The organism is Brotonthovivens ammoniilytica, assembly GCF_025566885.1.
GTDB lineage: Bacteria > Bacillota > Clostridia > Lachnospirales > Lachnospiraceae > Brotonthovivens > Brotonthovivens ammoniilytica.
Window position 1 is genome coordinate 183,497 of record NZ_JAOQJQ010000002.1, and the last position, 17,856, is coordinate 201,352.

Annotated in this window: 20 protein-coding genes; 17 read left to right on the plus strand and 3 right to left on the minus strand. The window is 40.7% G+C overall.

Going from position 1 to position 17,856, the window contains the following annotated elements; genetic code table 11:
- Positions 1 to 242 precede the first annotated feature (242 nt).
- From OCV88_RS05330 to rpsR, 7 genes are all read left to right on the plus strand, one after another.
- The gene (locus tag OCV88_RS05330) at positions 243 to 446 is read left to right on the plus strand and encodes an excisionase (protein WP_158424543.1); all 204 of its coding nucleotides are present in this window, start codon (positions 243 to 245) and stop codon (positions 444 to 446) included.
- 77 nt (positions 447 to 523) lie between these two features.
- Positions 524 to 1,711: a tyrosine-type recombinase/integrase gene (locus OCV88_RS05335; protein ID WP_158424544.1), complete on the plus strand. Its 1,188-nt coding sequence runs from the start codon at positions 524 to 526 to the stop codon at positions 1,709 to 1,711.
- Between the two features lie 282 nt (positions 1,712 to 1,993).
- Complete coding sequence (locus OCV88_RS05340; protein ID WP_158424545.1) at positions 1,994 to 2,716, plus strand: NAD-dependent protein deacylase; 723 nt, start codon at positions 1,994 to 1,996, stop codon at positions 2,714 to 2,716.
- A complete protein-coding gene (locus OCV88_RS05345; protein ID WP_158424546.1) occupies positions 2,717 to 2,899 on the plus strand; it encodes a DUF951 domain-containing protein in 183 nt (60 codons plus the stop codon). It begins immediately after the preceding gene.
- Positions 2,900 to 3,002: 103 nt separating this feature from the next.
- A complete protein-coding gene (rpsF, locus tag OCV88_RS05350; RefSeq protein WP_158424547.1) occupies positions 3,003 to 3,293 on the plus strand; it encodes a 30S ribosomal protein S6 in 291 nt (96 codons plus the stop codon).
- A 21-nt stretch (positions 3,294 to 3,314) separates the two neighbouring features.
- On the plus strand, positions 3,315 to 3,752 hold the full coding sequence (locus OCV88_RS05355) for a single-stranded DNA-binding protein (RefSeq protein ID WP_158424548.1): 438 nt from the start codon (positions 3,315 to 3,317) through the stop codon (positions 3,750 to 3,752).
- Between the two features lie 16 nt (positions 3,753 to 3,768).
- The gene (rpsR, locus tag OCV88_RS05360) at positions 3,769 to 4,029 is read left to right on the plus strand and encodes a 30S ribosomal protein S18 (RefSeq protein ID WP_158424549.1); all 261 of its coding nucleotides are present in this window, start codon (positions 3,769 to 3,771) and stop codon (positions 4,027 to 4,029) included.
- 115 nt (positions 4,030 to 4,144) lie between these two features.
- On the opposite strand, the gene OCV88_RS05365 is transcribed toward rpsR, so the two are convergent.
- Both OCV88_RS05365 and OCV88_RS05370 read right to left on the minus strand, forming a co-directional pair.
- Complete coding sequence (locus OCV88_RS05365) at positions 4,145 to 4,516, minus strand: recombinase family protein (protein ID WP_158424550.1); 372 nt, start codon at positions 4,514 to 4,516, stop codon at positions 4,145 to 4,147.
- Between the two features lie 237 nt (positions 4,517 to 4,753).
- Complete coding sequence (locus OCV88_RS05370; protein ID WP_158424551.1) at positions 4,754 to 5,203, minus strand: MarR family transcriptional regulator; 450 nt, start codon at positions 5,201 to 5,203, stop codon at positions 4,754 to 4,756.
- Positions 5,204 to 5,378: 175 nt separating this feature from the next.
- Here OCV88_RS05370 and OCV88_RS05375 point away from each other — a divergent pair, with 175 nt between their 5' ends.
- On the plus strand, positions 5,379 to 6,797 hold the full coding sequence (locus OCV88_RS05375) for a citrate/2-methylcitrate synthase (RefSeq protein WP_158424552.1): 1,419 nt from the start codon (positions 5,379 to 5,381) through the stop codon (positions 6,795 to 6,797).
- 97 nt (positions 6,798 to 6,894) lie between these two features.
- On the opposite strand, the gene OCV88_RS05380 is transcribed toward OCV88_RS05375, so the two are convergent.
- Positions 6,895 to 8,418 carry a sodium/proline symporter gene (locus OCV88_RS05380; protein WP_158424553.1) on the minus strand — a complete coding sequence of 508 codons (1,524 nt, stop codon included), beginning with the start codon at positions 8,416 to 8,418 and terminating at the stop codon, positions 6,895 to 6,897.
- Positions 8,419 to 8,543: 125 nt separating this feature from the next.
- Here OCV88_RS05380 and OCV88_RS05385 point away from each other — a divergent pair, with 125 nt between their 5' ends.
- From OCV88_RS05385 to OCV88_RS05425, 9 genes are all read left to right on the plus strand, one after another.
- A complete protein-coding gene (locus OCV88_RS05385) occupies positions 8,544 to 9,470 on the plus strand; it encodes an aldo/keto reductase (RefSeq protein WP_158424554.1) in 927 nt (308 codons plus the stop codon).
- A 447-nt stretch (positions 9,471 to 9,917) separates the two neighbouring features.
- The gene (locus tag OCV88_RS05390) at positions 9,918 to 10,136 is read left to right on the plus strand and encodes a hypothetical protein (protein WP_158424555.1); all 219 of its coding nucleotides are present in this window, start codon (positions 9,918 to 9,920) and stop codon (positions 10,134 to 10,136) included.
- Positions 10,137 to 10,347: 211 nt separating this feature from the next.
- Positions 10,348 to 11,661, plus strand: coding sequence for an ABC transporter substrate-binding protein (locus OCV88_RS05395; protein ID WP_158424556.1), 1,314 nt, complete (start codon positions 10,348 to 10,350; stop codon positions 11,659 to 11,661).
- Between the two features lie 106 nt (positions 11,662 to 11,767).
- Positions 11,768 to 12,691 carry a carbohydrate ABC transporter permease gene (locus OCV88_RS05400; protein ID WP_158424557.1) on the plus strand — a complete coding sequence of 308 codons (924 nt, stop codon included), beginning with the start codon at positions 11,768 to 11,770 and terminating at the stop codon, positions 12,689 to 12,691.
- Positions 12,692 to 12,695: 4 nt separating this feature from the next.
- Positions 12,696 to 13,532, plus strand: a complete 837-nt coding sequence (locus OCV88_RS05405; RefSeq protein WP_158424558.1) for a carbohydrate ABC transporter permease — start codon at positions 12,696 to 12,698, stop codon at positions 13,530 to 13,532.
- Between the two features lie 148 nt (positions 13,533 to 13,680).
- Positions 13,681 to 14,541 (plus strand): ketose-bisphosphate aldolase, encoded by an 861-nt coding sequence (locus OCV88_RS05410; protein WP_158424559.1) that lies wholly within the window; start codon positions 13,681 to 13,683, stop codon positions 14,539 to 14,541.
- Between the two features lie 228 nt (positions 14,542 to 14,769).
- Positions 14,770 to 15,627, plus strand: a complete 858-nt coding sequence (locus OCV88_RS05415; protein ID WP_158424560.1) for a class II fructose-bisphosphate aldolase — start codon at positions 14,770 to 14,772, stop codon at positions 15,625 to 15,627.
- Between the two features lie 19 nt (positions 15,628 to 15,646).
- Positions 15,647 to 16,960, plus strand: a complete 1,314-nt coding sequence (locus OCV88_RS05420; protein ID WP_158424561.1) for an ADP-dependent glucokinase/phosphofructokinase — start codon at positions 15,647 to 15,649, stop codon at positions 16,958 to 16,960.
- Between the two features lie 27 nt (positions 16,961 to 16,987).
- Positions 16,988 to 17,830 carry a MurR/RpiR family transcriptional regulator gene (locus OCV88_RS05425; protein WP_158424562.1) on the plus strand — a complete coding sequence of 281 codons (843 nt, stop codon included), beginning with the start codon at positions 16,988 to 16,990 and terminating at the stop codon, positions 17,828 to 17,830.
- Positions 17,831 to 17,856: the final 26 nt, after the last annotated feature.

Sequence of the window (17,856 nt, forward strand, 5' to 3'; positions counted from 1 at the left end):
GATACAGCGAGCCACGGGGACTGTACGCCATGACCTTTCCGACAAGAAAGCGAGCGACCCACGCAGTGATCCGAGAGCGACTTGTGGAATAGTCGTTTTGCCATGACCTGCTATCACAGAATAATGATACGTCCGCATGGTGCGGTTCTGCCCACAAGAATGGGAATAGTTGAGATACTAACGGAGCTTTCCAAAGCCGTCTGTCTGCTTATGATAAGACACACAGAAAGGAGTGTTGCAACATGAACAATACTGATGTGCCTATCTGGGAAAAATATTCACTGACCTTAGAAGAAGCGTCCAAATACTTCCGCATTGGCGAGAAGAAGTTGCGTAGACTGGTAGAGGAAAATCCGAATGCCGACTGGTACATTATGAACGGCAACCGTATTCAGATTAAGCGAAAACCCTTTGAAAAATTCTTTGATACATTGACCGTAATATAGTGAAAGAGAGCCGTATATGTGGTATAATTATAGTATCTTATATCAAGCTCTATCCGTTCTGAAAGGAGCGAATAGCAATGTCCGAAAAAAGACGTGACAGCAAAAATCGTATATTAAGAACGGGTGAGAGCCAGAGAAAAGATGGAAGATACGCATACAAATATATAGACGCATTTGGAAAACCGCAGTTTGTTTACGCATGGAAACTTGTGCCGACAGACAGAACGCCAGCAGGTAAGCGTGAGGATATTTCCTTACGGGAAAAGGTGGAAGAAATTCTTCAAGACAAAAACGACGGTATAGATACCGCTGGAAAGAAAATGACGGTGTATGAGCTTTTCAAGAAGTATCTGAAACAACAGAGAAATGCAAGGGCAAGTACACAGAACACCTATCATTACTTATTGGAGTTCTTGAAAAAGGACAAGTTCGGAGCAAGGAGCATTGACACGGTTAAGATTTCAGATGTTAAGACATGGCTACTTGAATTAAAGGAAAACGGGCTGGCTTACGGTACGGTTCTTTTTTACAAAAGAGCTTTGAAGCCAGCTTTTAAAATGGCTTTGCATGACGACTGTATCAGAAAGAACCCTTTTGACTTTAGTTTAAGCAGTGTGATGAAGAATGACACACAGAGCCGACAAGCACTGACACAAGAGCAGGAAGAAAAACTGTTAGCCTTTGTTCAAAGTGATGTATGTTACCAGAAGCACTATGATGAAATTATCGTTCTGCTACGCACTGGACTTCGTATTTCTGAATTTTGCGGATTGACTGTGAATGACCTAGATTTCACAAACCGAGTAATCAATATCGACCACCAGCTTATCAAGCTGAAAAGGAACTATATTGTGCAACCGCCCAAATCAGAGAATGGTATCAGACAGATACCTATGAGTGATGAAGTGTACCAGTCCTTGAAGAACATACTGAAACACAGAAGAAAGCAGAAAGAGCTAGAGATTGACGGTTACAAAGATTTTCTATTCATCAACCGTAACGGCAATCCGAATGTAGCAATGAATTATGAAGCTGTGTTCAGAAGTCTTGTGAACAAGTACAATAGCAAGCATGAGGAACAGTTACCGAGAATTACCCCTCATGTTATGCGACATACGTTTTGCACAAGGTTAGCTAATGCAGGCATGAACCCTAAAGCATTACAATATGTTATGGGACATTCAAACATCACAATCACATTGAACCTATACGCTCATGCTTCACTGGAAACGGTAAAAGCTGAATTACAGCGATTTGTAGCTTAGTAGTAAATCGAAAAATTACTACACATTTACTACTTTTGAAAGCAGAATGAAGCGGAAATAAGCGGAGTTAAGTATGGTATCGACCTATTGAAAAGTTAAAAAAAGTCCGTAAATACGGGATATTCCAGCATTTGCGGACTTATGGATAGATAATGAAAAAAGATTAACGTAAATATTATATAATTATAAAGTAAATTTAATGAGGAAATGAAAAAAATAAAGGTCATAATAGGATCTGCAGTTGTGTTTATCTTATACGGAAATAAAAATGGGAGGATACAGATGAATGAAACAGATATATTAAATAAGATGATTAAGGAGTCAGATAATGTAGTGTTTTTTGGCGGCGCGGGTGTATCTACAGAAAGTGGTATTCCGGATTTCAGGAGTGTGGACGGTTTATACAGCCAGACATATGCTTATCCTCCGGAGACGATTTTAAGCCATACGTTTTTCGAAAAAAATCCAGAAGAGTTTTACCGTTTTTACAAAAATAAAATGCTGTTTTTAGGTGCTGAGCCAAATACAGCTCATGACAAGCTTGCAAAATTAGAAGCGGCGGGAAAAGTAAAGGCGGTTATTACCCAAAATATAGACGGGCTTCATCAGGCGGCAGGCAGCAGATGTGTACTAGAGCTCCATGGAAGTGTGCATCGGAATTATTGTCAGAAGTGCGGGAAATTTTATACACCTAAGGATATTCTTGAAGCGGAAGGGATACCAAGGTGTGAGTGCGGAGGAATTATTAAACCGGATGTTGTTCTGTATGAAGAAGGGCTGGATATGGAGACAATGGAAGCGGCTGTGAATTTTATACGCAAAGCGGATATTCTGATTATTGGCGGCACCAGCCTGGCAGTGTATCCGGCGGCAGGGCTGATAGATTATTACAGAGGCAGCAAGCTTGTTTTGATAAATAAAACGGCCACTCCTGCAGACCGGAAGGCCGATCTGCTGATTTCGGGTTCTATTGGTGAAATATTTGAAAAACTGGAGGTGTCATAAGTGACATACGAAATAGGTGATATTGTAAAACTGAAAAAAAAGCATCCCTGTGGAAGTTTTGAGTGGGAGATTTTGAGAGTGGGGGCTGATTTCAGGCTTAAATGTCTGGGGTGCGGACATCAGATTATGATCGACCGGAAAACAGTGGAAAAAAACACAAAGGACTTAAGAAAAAAAGCTTGAAACCAAAAAAAATATATGATATCATTAGAAATCGTGATATATTATAAATTTCCTTGCTCCTTACATTGTTAGGGGGCCAGAGACCAAAAGGAGGTACATTCGCATGAACAAATATGAATTAGCACTGATTGTTAATGCAAAGATCGAAGATGATGCGAGAGCCGCTGTAGTAGAGAAAGCAAAAGATTACATTGCGCGTTTCGGCGGTACAGTAACAGAAGTAGAAGACTGGGGTAAGAAAAGATTAGCTTACGAAATTCAGAAAATGAACGAAGGCTTCTATTATTTCATCAAATTCGATGCTGAAGCAGGTGTTCCCGGTGAATTGGAACAGAGTGTTCGTATTATGGACAACGTGCTCAGATTCTTATGCGTTAGACAGGACGAGGCATAGAATAGAAAAGAGGTTTATCCTATGAATAAAGTAATTTTGATGGGACGATTGACCAGAGATCCTGAGGTTCGTTATTCTCAGGGCGAACAGTCAACAGCAGTGGCCAGATATACAATCGCCGTAGACAGAAGATTCAAACGGGATTCCGATACCCAGACAGCTGACTTTATCGGGTGTGTGGCATTTGGACGTCAGGGCGAATTTGCTGAGAAATATTTCCGCAAAGGAACTAAAATTGCCATCACAGGCAGAATCCAGACAGGAAGTTATACAAATAAAGACGGTCAGAGAGTGTATACCACAGATGTTGTTGTTGAAGAACAGGAGTTTGCTGAAAGCAAAGCTGCCAGTGCAGAAAATAGTTTTCAGCCGGCTGACAGACCATCGCCAAACAATGCGATTGGGGATGGCTTCATGAATATTCCGGATGGAATAGATGAAGAATTACCATTTAACTAAACAGGAGGTAACAATCATGGCTTACAATAAAGACGGAAAAAGCGATTCTCCAATGAAGAGAAGAGGCGGCCGCAGAAGAAAAAAAGTTTGTGTATTCTGTGGAAAAGATAATGTAATTGATTACAAAGACGTAAATAAATTAAAAAGATATATCTCTGAGAGAGGAAAAATCCTTCCAAGAAGAATCACAGGAAACTGTGCAAAACATCAGAGAGCTCTTACCGTAGCAATTAAAAGAGCACGCCACGTAGCATTAATGCCATACGTACAGGATTAATTATTACGCAATGAAAAAGCTGTTGCAGGAAACTGCAGCAGCTTTTTTATAGTATCGAATGGTATAACGTTGAGTAGAGATAATTTATGAAACTGTGATTGTTTTGTAACTATAATTATTTGTAAAATCCATAATTGGGGTCTGTATTTATTAGCGGTACTGCTGTTTCAAAAGCCGCAATTTTGCTTTTCCCTTCTGGTGTTGATGAATCAAAATCATCGTGGAGACTGATCAGAGCAGCTTTCTTTTCGTTTACAATTATATGAATCAGATCTACAAGATCTCTTAAGCCGCTGGAAAAGCGTGTGAAATTATGTACATAGATAATATCTTCCGGTTGTAGTTTTTCAAGGAGAGCCAGAAGATTTTCTCTGGTTGCCATAGTGTCAATGATGATTTCAGAAGCGAATGCTTTCAGCTCATCCGTTTTTTCCGGAACACTTTCCTGGATGTCGGTTATGAATGCGTTAAAATATCCGTATTTCATAGAGTTTTCCTTTCAAGAATTTATTTTTATATCATGATATATCAGCCGGTGGACATCCATATGCCTGATCATGAGCTATAAAAGTAGGAATATGGATGTCCGGCCGTCTGATAATATTATGACATAAGTTTAAGAACTCTGAAATTCAGAAAAATGGTCCAGTTATTTATAAAATGAATAACAAAACTAAATAAAAACAGACAAAACAATATAAATAAAACAAACCAATAAAAGAAGTTAATCTGCATATAATATTTTATTTAGTGTTTTCATGATGATTTTGAAGGCTTCTTTAAATTCTGAAATCTCCTCTTCGGAAAGTTTGTCCATGGATCTGCAGATCAAATTAGATGTTGAACTTTTCAGGTCATTAAAAAGCTGTCGGCCTTCTTTGGACAGGGAAATATCAATTTGTCTGCGGTTCTCTGCATTTATTTTCCGTTCAACCAATTTTCTGTCTGCCAGGGGAGCAATGGTCCGGCTTGCCTGTTCCCTGGAAATATTCATACGCTGAGCCAGCTGGCTCATGGAAAGGGTTGAACTGTTGGCAATTATAATCAGAGCTTTCCATTGATTTTTTGTTAAATCATATTTCTGCAGATTCATAAAATGATTTAAGTAATGGCTGTAATCCGGAAAAAATTCCAGAATTGAAGCTGCCAGCTGCAGTTTTTCTGTATCTTTCATAGAACTCTCTCCTCTTTTTTCCTTTTTTTAAGTATAGCATTTAATTGATAAAAGTCAAATATTGATAAAGATTAAAAATTTATAAACATAATTAAAAATAAATGTCAATAGTTGACAAAAGTCAATCAAGTGATATACTTTTGATAACTTAATGTCAAAGAAAGGGGCGAATACAATGAAACCAATTTATACCTATATGAAAAAACAGTCTGAGGTGATTCGCGGTCAGGATCTGATTCAAAACGATTTGTTTACAAAGTATAATGTGAAACGTGGTCTGCGGGATTTGAACGGGGATGGAGTACTTGCCGGACTTACCAATGTTTCTATGATTCAGTCAAAGGAAACTGTTGACGGCGAGGTAAAACCTTGTCATGGAAAGCTGTTTTACCGCGGCTATAATATTTATGATCTTGTGCGCGGAATTATGGCGGATCATAGATATGGATTTGAGGAAACGGCGTATCTGCTGCTGTTTGGAGAACTTCCCAATAAGCCTCAATTGAAGGAATTTTCGGCAATGATTGGTGATATGCGCTGTCTGCCCACTAATTTCGTCAGAGACGTTGTGATGAAGGCGCCCAGTAAAGATATTATGAATTCTATGACACGAAGTGTACTGACCCTGTCTTCCTATGATATGCATGTATCAGATTTGAGTCTGGAAAATGTACTAAGACAATGTATGATGTTGATTAGCGTGTTCCCAATGCTTGCAGTATATGGTTATCATGCCTATAATCATTATGAAAATAATCAGAGTATGTATATTCATCATCCGGATGCGGAATTAAGTACGGCGGAAAACCTGCTGCGTTTGCTGCGGCCGGATATGAAATATTCAAAACTAGAAGCAAAGGTGCTTGATCTGGCGCTTATGCTTCACATGGAACACGGTGGCGGAAACAATTCTACCTTTACAACCCGGGTGGTGACATCATCTGGATCTGATACTTATGCGGTAATGGCGGCAGCTTTATCATCTTTAAAGGGGCCAAAACATGGCGGCGCCAATATTAAAGTGGTAGAAATGATGAATGATCTGAAAGCATGTGTAACAGATTATTCAGATCAGGATCAGGTAGAAACGTATCTGGAACATGTTCTCAGAGGCCAGGCGTTTGATGGAAGAGGATTGATTTACGGAATGGGACATGCTGTCTATACCATTTCAGATCCCCGTGCAGAAGTATTTAAAAGCTTTGTGGAAAAGCTCGCTCAGGAAAAGGGCTGCCAGGAAGAATTTGAATTGTATTCTATGGTAGAGACTCTTGCTCCGAAAGTCATTGAGAAAAATCGTAAAATGTATAAAGGGGTAAGCGCCAATGTAGATTTCTACAGCGGATTTGTTTATAATATGCTGGGAATTCCGCTGGAGCTTTATACCCCGATATTTGCTATTGCGCGTATTGTGGGGTGGAGTGCACATCGGCTGGAGGAACTGGTAAATGCCGATAAGATTATCCGCCCGGCATATAAGAGTGTATTAGAATTAAAGACCTATACTTCTTTAGAATCAAGAGATGGATATGAAATAGAAGGGCAGGATTATAAGGACTACCGGCTGGAAGAAAGAGAAGAAAAGAAACACTAAGCATTAAAAAAACTGGTGGGATTTGTATGAAACTGCCCCTTAAAAGCAAAACATTTAGGGCAGATGAAATCTCACCAGTTTTTTGTTATTTTAGTTCCTATACAGATTCAAACTCTTCCACTATTTCTTTATCAGGGGCTTTTGTAAGAAGGCTGACAATAATAATGGCGGCACAGGCAGCAATGAAAGCCGGAAGGAGTTCATAAATATTCCAGATACCGCCTATAGGAGCGATCAGATATTTCCAGATAAATACCATAGCTCCTCCGACGATCATACCGGCCAGTGCACCGTTTCTGTTGGAGCGCTTCCAGAAGAGAGCAAACAGCATTACCGGACCAAAAGCAGCGCCAAAACCGGCCCAGGCAAAAGATACAATGGAGAAAACAGAGCTGTCTGGATTCCGGGCAATAAAAACACCGATAACGGCTATGATAATTACAGTCAGTCTTGCGAAGAGCATAGACATTTTACTGGAAATCTTAAGATGAAATACATCTTCAAGAATATTCTGGGACACACTGGAAGAAGCTGCCAGAAGCTGGGAATCAGCAGTGGACATTGTTGATGCAAGTATTCCTGAAAGGATGACACCAGCAAAAATAACTGCAATGATACCGTTCTGGCTTAAAAGTGTAGCAATTTTTATAATGATTGTTTCTGATTCTGAGCCTGTAAGGGTATTTATAGCTCCGGCTTTTGTCATGCCAAGCCCGACAATACCAATAAGAACTGCAATAATCATAGAAATTACAACCCAAACGGAAGCAACCCGTCGTGAAAGCTTCAGTTTGTTATCGTCTTCAATAGCCATAAAGCGAAGCAGAATGTGAGGCATGCCGAAATAACCCAGACCCCATGCCAGTTTTGAAAAAATGGTTAGACCGCCGTATGTTACGGATTCTCCTGTGTCAGGAACATGGGAGGAAAACATGGACAGATAGCCTTTCAGATTATGGGCGTTATCCATAACGGCATCAAAACCGCCGGCAACGTGGATTCCGAAAACAAGAACAATGATTAAGGCAATTGTCATAATAATACTCTGAATGAAATCAGTAGTACTTGCAGCCAGGAAACCGCCTAAAGCGGTGTAGGCAACAATTACAATTGCGGAAATAATCATTACAGGTACATATTCGATACCAAATAGGGTGGAAAACAGCTTGCCGCATGCAGCGAAGCCGGATGCCGTGTACGGAATAAAGAATATAACGATAATGATTGCGGAAATACCAACAAGGGTGCGGCTTTTGTCGCGGTAACGATTTGCGAAAAAGCTTGGAATAGTAATGGAATTGTTGGCTTTGGCAGAATAACGGCGAAGTCTTTTTGCGATCAGCAGCCAGTTAATGTAAGTTCCGATACCAAGGCCGATGGCGGTCCAGCCGGCATCCGCAACACCGGAAAGGTAAGCAACACCTGGCAGTCCCATTAAAAGCCAGCTGCTCATATCAGAAGCTTCGGCGCTCATGGCAGTAACAAGGGGCCCCAGTTTTCTGCCGCCCAGATAGAAGTCGCTGGTATCATTGTTTTTCTTGGAGCAGTATACCCCAATCAGGATCATAGCCACAAGATAAATGACCATGACAATAAACAACCCAATAGTTTGTGATGTCATAAATAATCTCCTTTGTGTAAAAATATGCAATAATTCATTTTATCATAGAAAAAAATGGACTACAATATATTTTATATGCTAAAATGTGAGGATACAAAAAAACAATGGAGAAAGGAAGATTGCGCATGAAAACAGTTAATTTAGCACAAAATGGAAAGCAGGTTTCTTCGATTGTACAGGGATGCATGAGAATAGATGCTCTGAGTGATTATCAGCTGGAAGCTTTAGTGGAGCATCAGCTAGAACGGGGGATTAACTTTTTTGATCATGCGGATTGCTATGGAGCGGGAGTGTGCGAAGAAAAGTTTGGAAAGCTTCTGGCTGCCAGACCAAAGTTAAGGCAGCAGATGACGATTCAGACCAAGTGCGGAATCCGCCCCGGGAATTTTACGGTTTATGATTTTTCTAAAAAACATATATTGGAGAGCGTGGACCAAAGCCTGCGGCGCCTTCATACGGATCATATTGATATTTTACTTTTGCATCGGCCGGATGCACTGATGGAGCCGGAAGAAGTAGCAGATGCCTTTGACCGGTTAAAGGAAAGTGGAAAGGTGGGACATTTTGGTGTCAGCAATCAAAATCCCGGGCAGATGAAGCTGCTATCAAAATATTTAAATAGGAAGCTTGAGATTAATCAAATGCAGCTTAGTCCGGCCAGAACGGGTATGCTGGATGCAGGGTTCAATGTAAACACATCTTTTGATAAAGGAATTGACAGGGACGGCGGAGTTATTGAATATTGCAGGCTGGAGGGCATTACCATTCAATGCTGGTCTCCGTTCCAGCGGGGACAGATAGAAGGAACCTTTATTGGCGATGAGGAATATCGTGAATTGAATTGTGTTTTAGAACAGCTGGCCCAAAAGTATGATATCTCTGTGAATGGCGCAGTAATTGCCTGGCTGCTTCGACATCCGGCTGACATGCAGGTTGTTGTAGGAACAGTAAACGACAGCCGGATGGATGCTATTGCCCGGGCGGCTGATGTCAGGTTAACAAGAGAAGAGTGGTACCAGGTGTATCAGGCTGCCGGGAATGTACTGCCTTAGCGGCAGAGTTTCACAGCCCCAAAGGAAATTGCAGTTGTAATTTCCTTTGGGGCTGTTTTTGCGTCTAGGAAGCGAACTAAGAAAAGAGAAGTGAATAAGAAGAAAAGCAGTAGGTGAAAGAAGAGAGAGTGAAGAAAAGTGTAAAAAGAGAGGCGGGGGAGCAGGAAAGTTCCGTCTAACTGCCCCAGCAGGAAGGCAGGGAAGGAAAGAAAGGAAAAAGAAAAAAGGGAAAAGAGATTCCTAAGGAAGAAGGGTATAGTGGAAGAAGGTATAGAGTGTAAGGATAGAAAGAGGTAAAACTAAATGGAATTAAGAAGAGAAATGAAATAGACAGGAAAGAAAAAAGGAAAAAGGAAATTATGGAAAGAGAGGGAAAAGTAGGGAAGAAAAAAAGCGGAGAACCGGGAAGAAAAGGGGAAAAAAGAGAGGGGTAAGAGGAAAGTGTTGTTGAAAAAGAAAAGGAGAAGAATCAGATACTGTCGCTGGAGGAGATCAGCGGCAGTAGGGGAAGCAGAAAGCGGAGATCAAATTGCTGGGGAGAGGGAAGGAAAGGGATGTGTGAAAGGGAGGACTGCATTTGGAGAGGGAAGGGGTGTTGTTAGAGGAGAAGGCTGGCGAAAAAATAGAAAAAATGATGAAAAAACATTTTATTTCACGAAAAAATAAGGTTTCATTTTGTGAAAAACGATAAAAAAGCGGCTGCGTTTCCGGAAATGTATTGACTTTTTCGTAAAATGATGTAAGATAAGATTATCAAATTAGTACAGTTTCCACACAGAAAAGGGAAAAGAATCCGTCAATTTCACGAAGGGGTTGTGGAAGAAGGAGGGAGATTCCGTGTGAGGCTGATATATAATGTTTTAAAGGAGGAAAAGACATGAAATTAAGCACACTCATGAAAAGAGGCCTGGCCGTAGGATTAGTAGGAGCCATGGCGGTAGGTCTCGTAGCCTGCGGAGACAAAAAGGATGATGCGAACCAGAGTTCAGCAAATTCTGATAAAGCCGCAGCCAGCGATGTAACACTGAAATTCCAGCAGTGGTGGGGAGTGGAACTTCCGGATGGGGCACTGGACGAGATCTGTAAAGGCTTTACAGATGAGACAGGCATCAAAATTCAATTATTATCCAATCCATATGCTGATACAAAAGACCAGATTTCAAATGGTGCAGCTACAAAGACGATGGCTGACGTTGTAGGACTTGACGGAGCATGGGTTTATGACTTTGCAAAACAGGGCGCTATTGCTAACTTAACCGAGTTAATGAAAGCAGACAACTATGATACAAGCCAGCTGGGAGCAGAGGTACAGGTTGACGGCGCAACTTATATGATTCCGGTTGCAAACTTCCCGTATCCGATGTTTGTAAACATGGACATCCTAGAAGAGGCAGGAATAAAAGAGATCCCGAAAACATGGACAGAGTTTACAGCAGCTTGTAAAGCAATTACTGAGAAAACAGATGCGGCAGGATGGATTATTGGTTTAAATGAGGCTACACCATCCGGTATCCAGAACTGTTTCATGTCATGGTTATGGGCATCAGGCGGCTCTATGCTTGATGAATCCGGAAAACCGGCTTTAACAGATAACGATGGTTTAACAAAAACAACAGAATATGTAAAATCCTTATTTGATAATGGATATGTTGCAGAAGGTACCGCATCCAAAAAAGAATCTGACATGGTTCAGGATTTCATCAATGGACGTGTTGCATTTATGTTTGACTCTCTTGCTCATTGTACAATGATCAGAGAAGAGAACCCTGACTTAAATGCTCAGGTAGCAAAAGTTCCTGTAATGGACGATTTCAATGGAACATCTGGTATGGACGTTGCAAACTGGGGTATTGGTATTGCAGCTAACAGCGAATACCAGAAAGAAGCTATGCAGTTTGTTGAATATTTATTAAGCCCGGAAGTAAATGCACAGTTAGTTGAGCTTGCAAATGCTTTCCCAGGTAATGTAAATGCAAAACCTGATTACTCCAAGACAGATGAATTATTCCAGCAGTGCTATGAACTGTATCAGGAATGTACACCAATCAATGAGTTTACAGGAATCCCAACATCTGAAGAATTAATGAAACAGTTCAATCAGCAGTTCCAGTTATATCTGAGCGGAGATACAAAAACAGCAGATGACATGCTGAAAGCTACTCAGGATCTGTGGATGCCGGCATTTGAATAAATGCAGAAAATAATAAAAGAATCTGTATAAGCAGGTGATAAAAGGGGTGTACGAGGTTGCCTCGTATACCCCTGATTTTTAAGAAGAAGAGAGGGATGAGATACATATGTTACAGGCCAATGGCAGCGTGACTGCTGTAAAAAGTAAGAAACCGCTTAATTTTAAAAAAGGTGTAAAGCCATATTTATATCTCGCGCCGACTCTGGTTGTGTTAATTATTCTTTTGATTGTCCCGATTGTAATGGTTATCAGCTATGCTTTCTTTGATAATGTCATTGTGGTGCAGGAGCCCCAGTTTGCAGGGCTTAAGAATTTTGGCATTGTTTTAAAAGATCCCACCTTTATTATGGGCATTAAAAATACACTGTTCTTTGTTATTGTCAGTGTAATCGCTCATATGTTAATAGGTATGTTTTTTGCTATGCTGATGAATACAACTTATTTACATGTTAAAACAAAAGCTGTTTTCCGTGTTATTTATGCGTTGCCGTGGATGTTTACAGCCTCTGTAATCGCTATTACATGGAGATTATTGTATGATCCGGTAGGTGTGCTGAACTTTTTATCACAGACACTACATTTGTCACAGAGTACAATTGATTTTCTTGGAACCAGGGAAATCGCATTAAAAGCAGTAACAGTAATTAATATCTGGTCAGGATATCCGTTCTATATGATCAGTATTCTGGCAGGTCTGCAGGGTATCTCTACAGATTTGTATGAAGCATCTTCTATTGATGGTGCAAATCCGGTTCAGCAGTTTTTTAGAATTACAATTCCACAGCTGAAACCGATTCTGATTAGTTTGGTTATGCTGGATTTTGTATGGACAATACAGCAGTTTGCATTAATCTGGATGACCACAGGCGGCGGGCCGGTTAAGGCAACCACAACAGTCAGTGTATATATTTATGAGACGGCATTTAGGACGTACAAGTATTCCCAGGCATCGGCCGCAGCGGTGCTGGCGTTGATTGTATGTATCATTATAGCAATATTCTATGTAAGAAACCAAAGATCGGAGGATTAATATTATGATTGGAAAAAAGAAATTACATGTAAAAATATTAATTATCATCGGTCTTATCTGCGGGGCGATCTGGGCTGCATTTCCGGTTATCTGGATGGTGCTGAATTCATTTAAGCCAAACAAAGATATTTTTGCCTGGCCGCCGATGATATTTTCACCCAACGGCTCGCTGGATGCCTATGCGGCAGTATTTCAGAATCCAGAGCAGATTCGTTTCTTTATTAACAGTTATGTAATTGCGGCCTGCGTGGTTATTTTAACTCTTGTAGTTGCAATTTTCGCATCTTATGGGTTCAGCCGCTTTAACTTCCCGGGTAAAGGGATTATCAATACGATCATTATCAGTGTACAGGCAATTCCGCCGGTAGTTCTGGTAATTCCGTATCTGAGCCTGGTAGTTTCTCTGAAGCTGTACAATACTTATGGGGCGCTGATATTAACATATCTGGTATTGACACTGCCTTATGCGATACTGATGATAACCGGCTACTTTAATACGCTGCCAAAAGATCTGGATGAAGCGATTATGATTGACGGAGGCTCCAGAATGAGAGCACTGTGGCAGGTGCTTGTACCGGTATCTATTCCGGGGCTTGTATCGGTTGGTATGTACACTTTCATGCAGGCATGGAATGAGTACCTGTTTGCATTAACCTTGACACAGACAAATGATAAACGTACCGTACCCATTGGTATCAATCTTCTGATGGGCCAGCATTCCTATGAATGGAATCAGATGATGGCTATCAGTGTACTAGGTTCTCTTCCGGTATTTATATTGTTCTTGTTCTTCCAGAAATATTTCCTGGCAGGAATGACAGCCGGAGCAGTAAAAAATTAATACTAAATTTCGTGGAGTCGATCTGAAGGGATTTAAAAGGACCCCGGATGCGAAAATAATGAGAGTATAATAAAGCGGGGGTTTGTTTTTATTAATGCTTTTATATTAACTTTATAAAAAATATTCATACTTTAGGAGGTAATGAACAATGTTAATGAATATGAAAGATCTGTTGGCAGTTGCTAACAAAAATAACTTTGCAGTACCGGCTTTTAATATCAGTGATTACAATATGTTCAATGGTATTATGGAAGCTTCAGAGGAAAAACAGGCTCCCGTTATTATTGCAATTCACCCGGATGAATTAAGCCATATCGGAACAGAAATGGTTCAGGGAATTATAGCAAAAGCAAATAAAGCAACAGTTCCTGTTGTTATTCATTTAGATCACGGCGCTTCTTTTGAACAGGTAATTTCAGCAATTCAGGCAGGCTTCACTTCTGTTATGATTGACGGTTCAAGTCTTTCTTTTGAAGATAACATTGCAATCTGTAAAAAAGTCTGTGAAGCAGCTCACGCAGTCAATGTATCTGTAGAAGGCGAATTAGGTACTATCGGTACTACAGATAAAGAGGCAGAGGCCGGTGCAAACCAGATTATCTATACAGATCCGGAAGATGCAGTTAAATTTGTTGCAGAATCAGGTGTAGATACTCTTGCAATTGCCATTGGAACATCCCATGGTTTATATCCAAAGGGAATGAAACCGGAACTGAAACTTGATTTATTAAAAGAAATTAAAGCAAAGGTTTCTATTCCTCTGGTACTTCACGGCGGTTCCAACAATCCGGATAAAGAGATTGGTGAATCTGTAACACTTGGCGTTAATAAGATTAATATTTCCAGCGATATTAAAGCTGCATATTACGGAAAAATGCGTGAAGTATTGAAAGATGAAGGTTTAAGAGAGCCAAACACAATTCAGCCTCCATGTGTCGTTGCAATGAAAGAAGTAGCATTTCATAAAATTGAGCTGTTCCAGGCTGATGGAAAAGCAAAACTTTACTAAGAATATTTCAGCAGCGTAAAGCAGCTGATTGAGAAAAACTCTGTAGAACAGAAGCGTGGAGTCATGAGACAAGCCATACTGTTTTGCAGAGTTTTTCAATTCCTGCAGGTATTTGGGTTTGTAGAAAGTAAAGGAAAGAAAAAGGATATAGTCCAGCAAAATTCACAGAGTAAAATCTGTACGAGTACATAAATTTATGATATTATACAAAAAGGAAGGTTTCATATTATGAAAAACACAAATTTAGTAACAATGAAAGAAGCTTTAAAGATTGCAGATCAAAGAGGGATTGCCCTGGGAGCATTTGAATTTTGGTCATATGAAGTGGCACGGGCTATTGTTCAGGCAGCTCAGGAGCTGGATGTACCTGTTATTCTGCAGGGCGGTAAGCTGGAGATTGACCGGATGGGCGGTTTTGAGGAGACTGTTGAGACGGCCTATATGGCTGCAAAAAACAGTACAGTTCCGGTAGCTCTGCATCTGGATCATGCCACAACCTTCGAAGATTGTAATGCTGCGATTAATGCAGGATTTACTTCTGTTATGATTGACGCATCAGCGCTTCCGTATGAGGAAAATATGGAAATTACCAGAAAAGTTGCCCGGCGTGCACATGCTGCAGGAGTTACCGTGGAAGGTGAGCTTGGCAGACTGGTGGGAGAAGAAGGCGATATCATTGTGAAAGGACCGGAAGCTGCTCAGACAGACCCCGGGGAAGCACTTCAGTTTGTAAAAGATACCGGGATTGATGCTTTGGCTGTGTCTATCGGTACAGCTCATGGCCAGTATACATTCGAGCCAAAGTTAAATATTGAACGGCTGGACAGAATTAAAGAAGTTGTAGATCTTCCCATTGTGCTCCACGGAGGTTCGGGTACACCCATGAACCAGGTGCAGGAGGCCATACGCCACGGTATCCGTAAAGTAAATATCTGCACAGATATTCAGGTGGCAATGGGAACAACATATATAAAAACAATTCAGAGTGAGGGATTTAAGTATTCCTGTGAAAATCTCTGGGGACCTTCAGAAAAAGCGGCTAAAGCAGTTGTAATGGAGAAAATAAAAGCATTTGCATTAATGTAATGAGAATGGAGTAAACAATATGACAATGAACGAAAAGTACGCAGAAGTATTCTCTAAAATGGACGAGACGTTTGCAGCACGTATCAAAGAGGAGCGTTATCCGGCTATGGGATATACCAGTAATCTTGACCTGCTGTGTGATTTCAATGTGGAAACATTGAACCGGCTTCTTGAAACCTATGTTCCGGACGAAAGGCTGGAAGATATGAAGGTGGCTAAATCCATTAAAACAATGGAAGATCTGCTTCATTCGGTTGTATATTACTGTATACATGGCATTGGCGGGGAGGTGGATGTTGAAAATACCCAGGTGATGTCGGACAGTTTTAACTGGCAGTATGGTATGGGCGGAACTGCTGTTCAGGCGGCAATGGCCTTATCCGCGGTAGGCTGTCCTTCTATTGTACATCTCACAGATGATTCTAAGGAAGTGTGTGATATTTTAAATACACCATATATTTACACGATTTCCAAAGACGGAAGAATGATTCATACTGATGAGTGTGAACAGACAGCGGATCAGGAGATTCATTATATTATACAGTTTAAAAAGGGTGATGTGATCAGGCTGGGCGAACAGGAAGCAATGATTCCTACTTCCAACAGGATGATTGTAACCAAAATTACTGTAAACGAGTATGTTCCGTTTTCGGAGCCTTACTTTAGATTTATTGAAGAACATGCAGAAAAAATCAGCAGTAATGTATTGTCCAGCTTTAATGCTTTAAGCGATAAAAATCTGCTGAAAGAGAGGCTGGAATATGTAAGAGAACATGTTCATAAATATAAAAAAGCCAATCCGTCCGGGGTTGTATTTTTTGAGGACGCCCATTATCATAATACGGAAGTGCGCAATACCTGTCTGGAAACCATTTATTCGGAGTGCGATATTGTCAGCCTGAATGAAGAGGAACTGGCTTATACATTAGAATCTTTTGATTTTAATGTAGTGATAGAAGACATAATTTCCTGTGTGGAAGGAGCCAGATTTATCCGTGAAAAATTTGGCGTGAAAAAAGGAGTTGTAGTGCATACAGCCAATTATGCCATGTATGTAGGTGAAAAACTGGACGTTGATATTGAGCTGGGACTGATCTGTGGAAATCTTCTGGCTACAGGAAAAGCGGCCAACGGATGGTATGCAGCCAAGGAACAGGTAAAAGAACTGCTGGATCTTGACCTTTCACCCAGAGGTGTTTCTGATCTGGAAAAAGTACAGGCCAGCAAGTATGCGGATGAGGTGGTTTTAGTTCCATCTAAATATATTGATAAGCCAAAATATACTATCGGACTGGGCGATTCTTTTGTGTCCGGAGTTCAGATCTGTTTCTAAGTTAATAAAGTGTAAGAAGGTTTTATCATGACAAAGACGGCACAAAAAACGGTATTATTGACAATTACTGAAATGTATGACAAGATTTTTCAGGCTGAAAAAAAGGTGGCAGATTTTATATTAAAAAATCCAGATCTTGCAGTAAATGCCAATGTTTCGGAACTGGCCAATTACAGCGGGGTCAGTGATGCCACTGTTATCCGGTTATGCAAGCATTTAGGATATGAAGGATATTATCAGATGAAAATATGTCTTTCTAGAGATATTGGGAGACGGGATTTATCTCTGAAAAGAGACGGTCTGGTGAATACCTCTATGACAGGATATTTTAAGGAAATGGCGGAGGGAATTATTAGTGCAGGAGCGGCCATAGATGAAAGTGTTTTTTATGAAAGTGTGGAGCTGTTAAAAAACAGTACAATGCTCCATCTGGTTGCTGCCGGAAATACCGGGCCTTTGTGTTTGTATTGCGGATACAGGCTGGAGAGGATCGGCATTCGCTGCAGTTATAATATGCAGCCTGAATATTATATGAATCATATAAATCTGGCACAAAAAACGGATGCTGTCCTGGCTGTTTCGTGGTCGGGGACCTCCCGGACTGTTGTGCAGGCCCTTGAGATGGCAAAGGAAAAAGGCATGAAAACCATGGCCGTTACAGGGTATCGGTATTCACCGGTATCCAGAACAGCGGATTACCTGCTGCTGTCAGCCTCAGGAGACGGAGAGGTTAATAAGCATTCTCAATATTCCAGGTTAAGTGAGATGGCGGTGTTAGAAGTGCTGATTCAGGCTCTTGAGCATTCCCTGGCCATTGAAAAGGATGAGATTACGGAACCGGAAATGCTGCTGTCTGAGACAAAATATTAAATGATAAACGAAAGGATTGGATAACA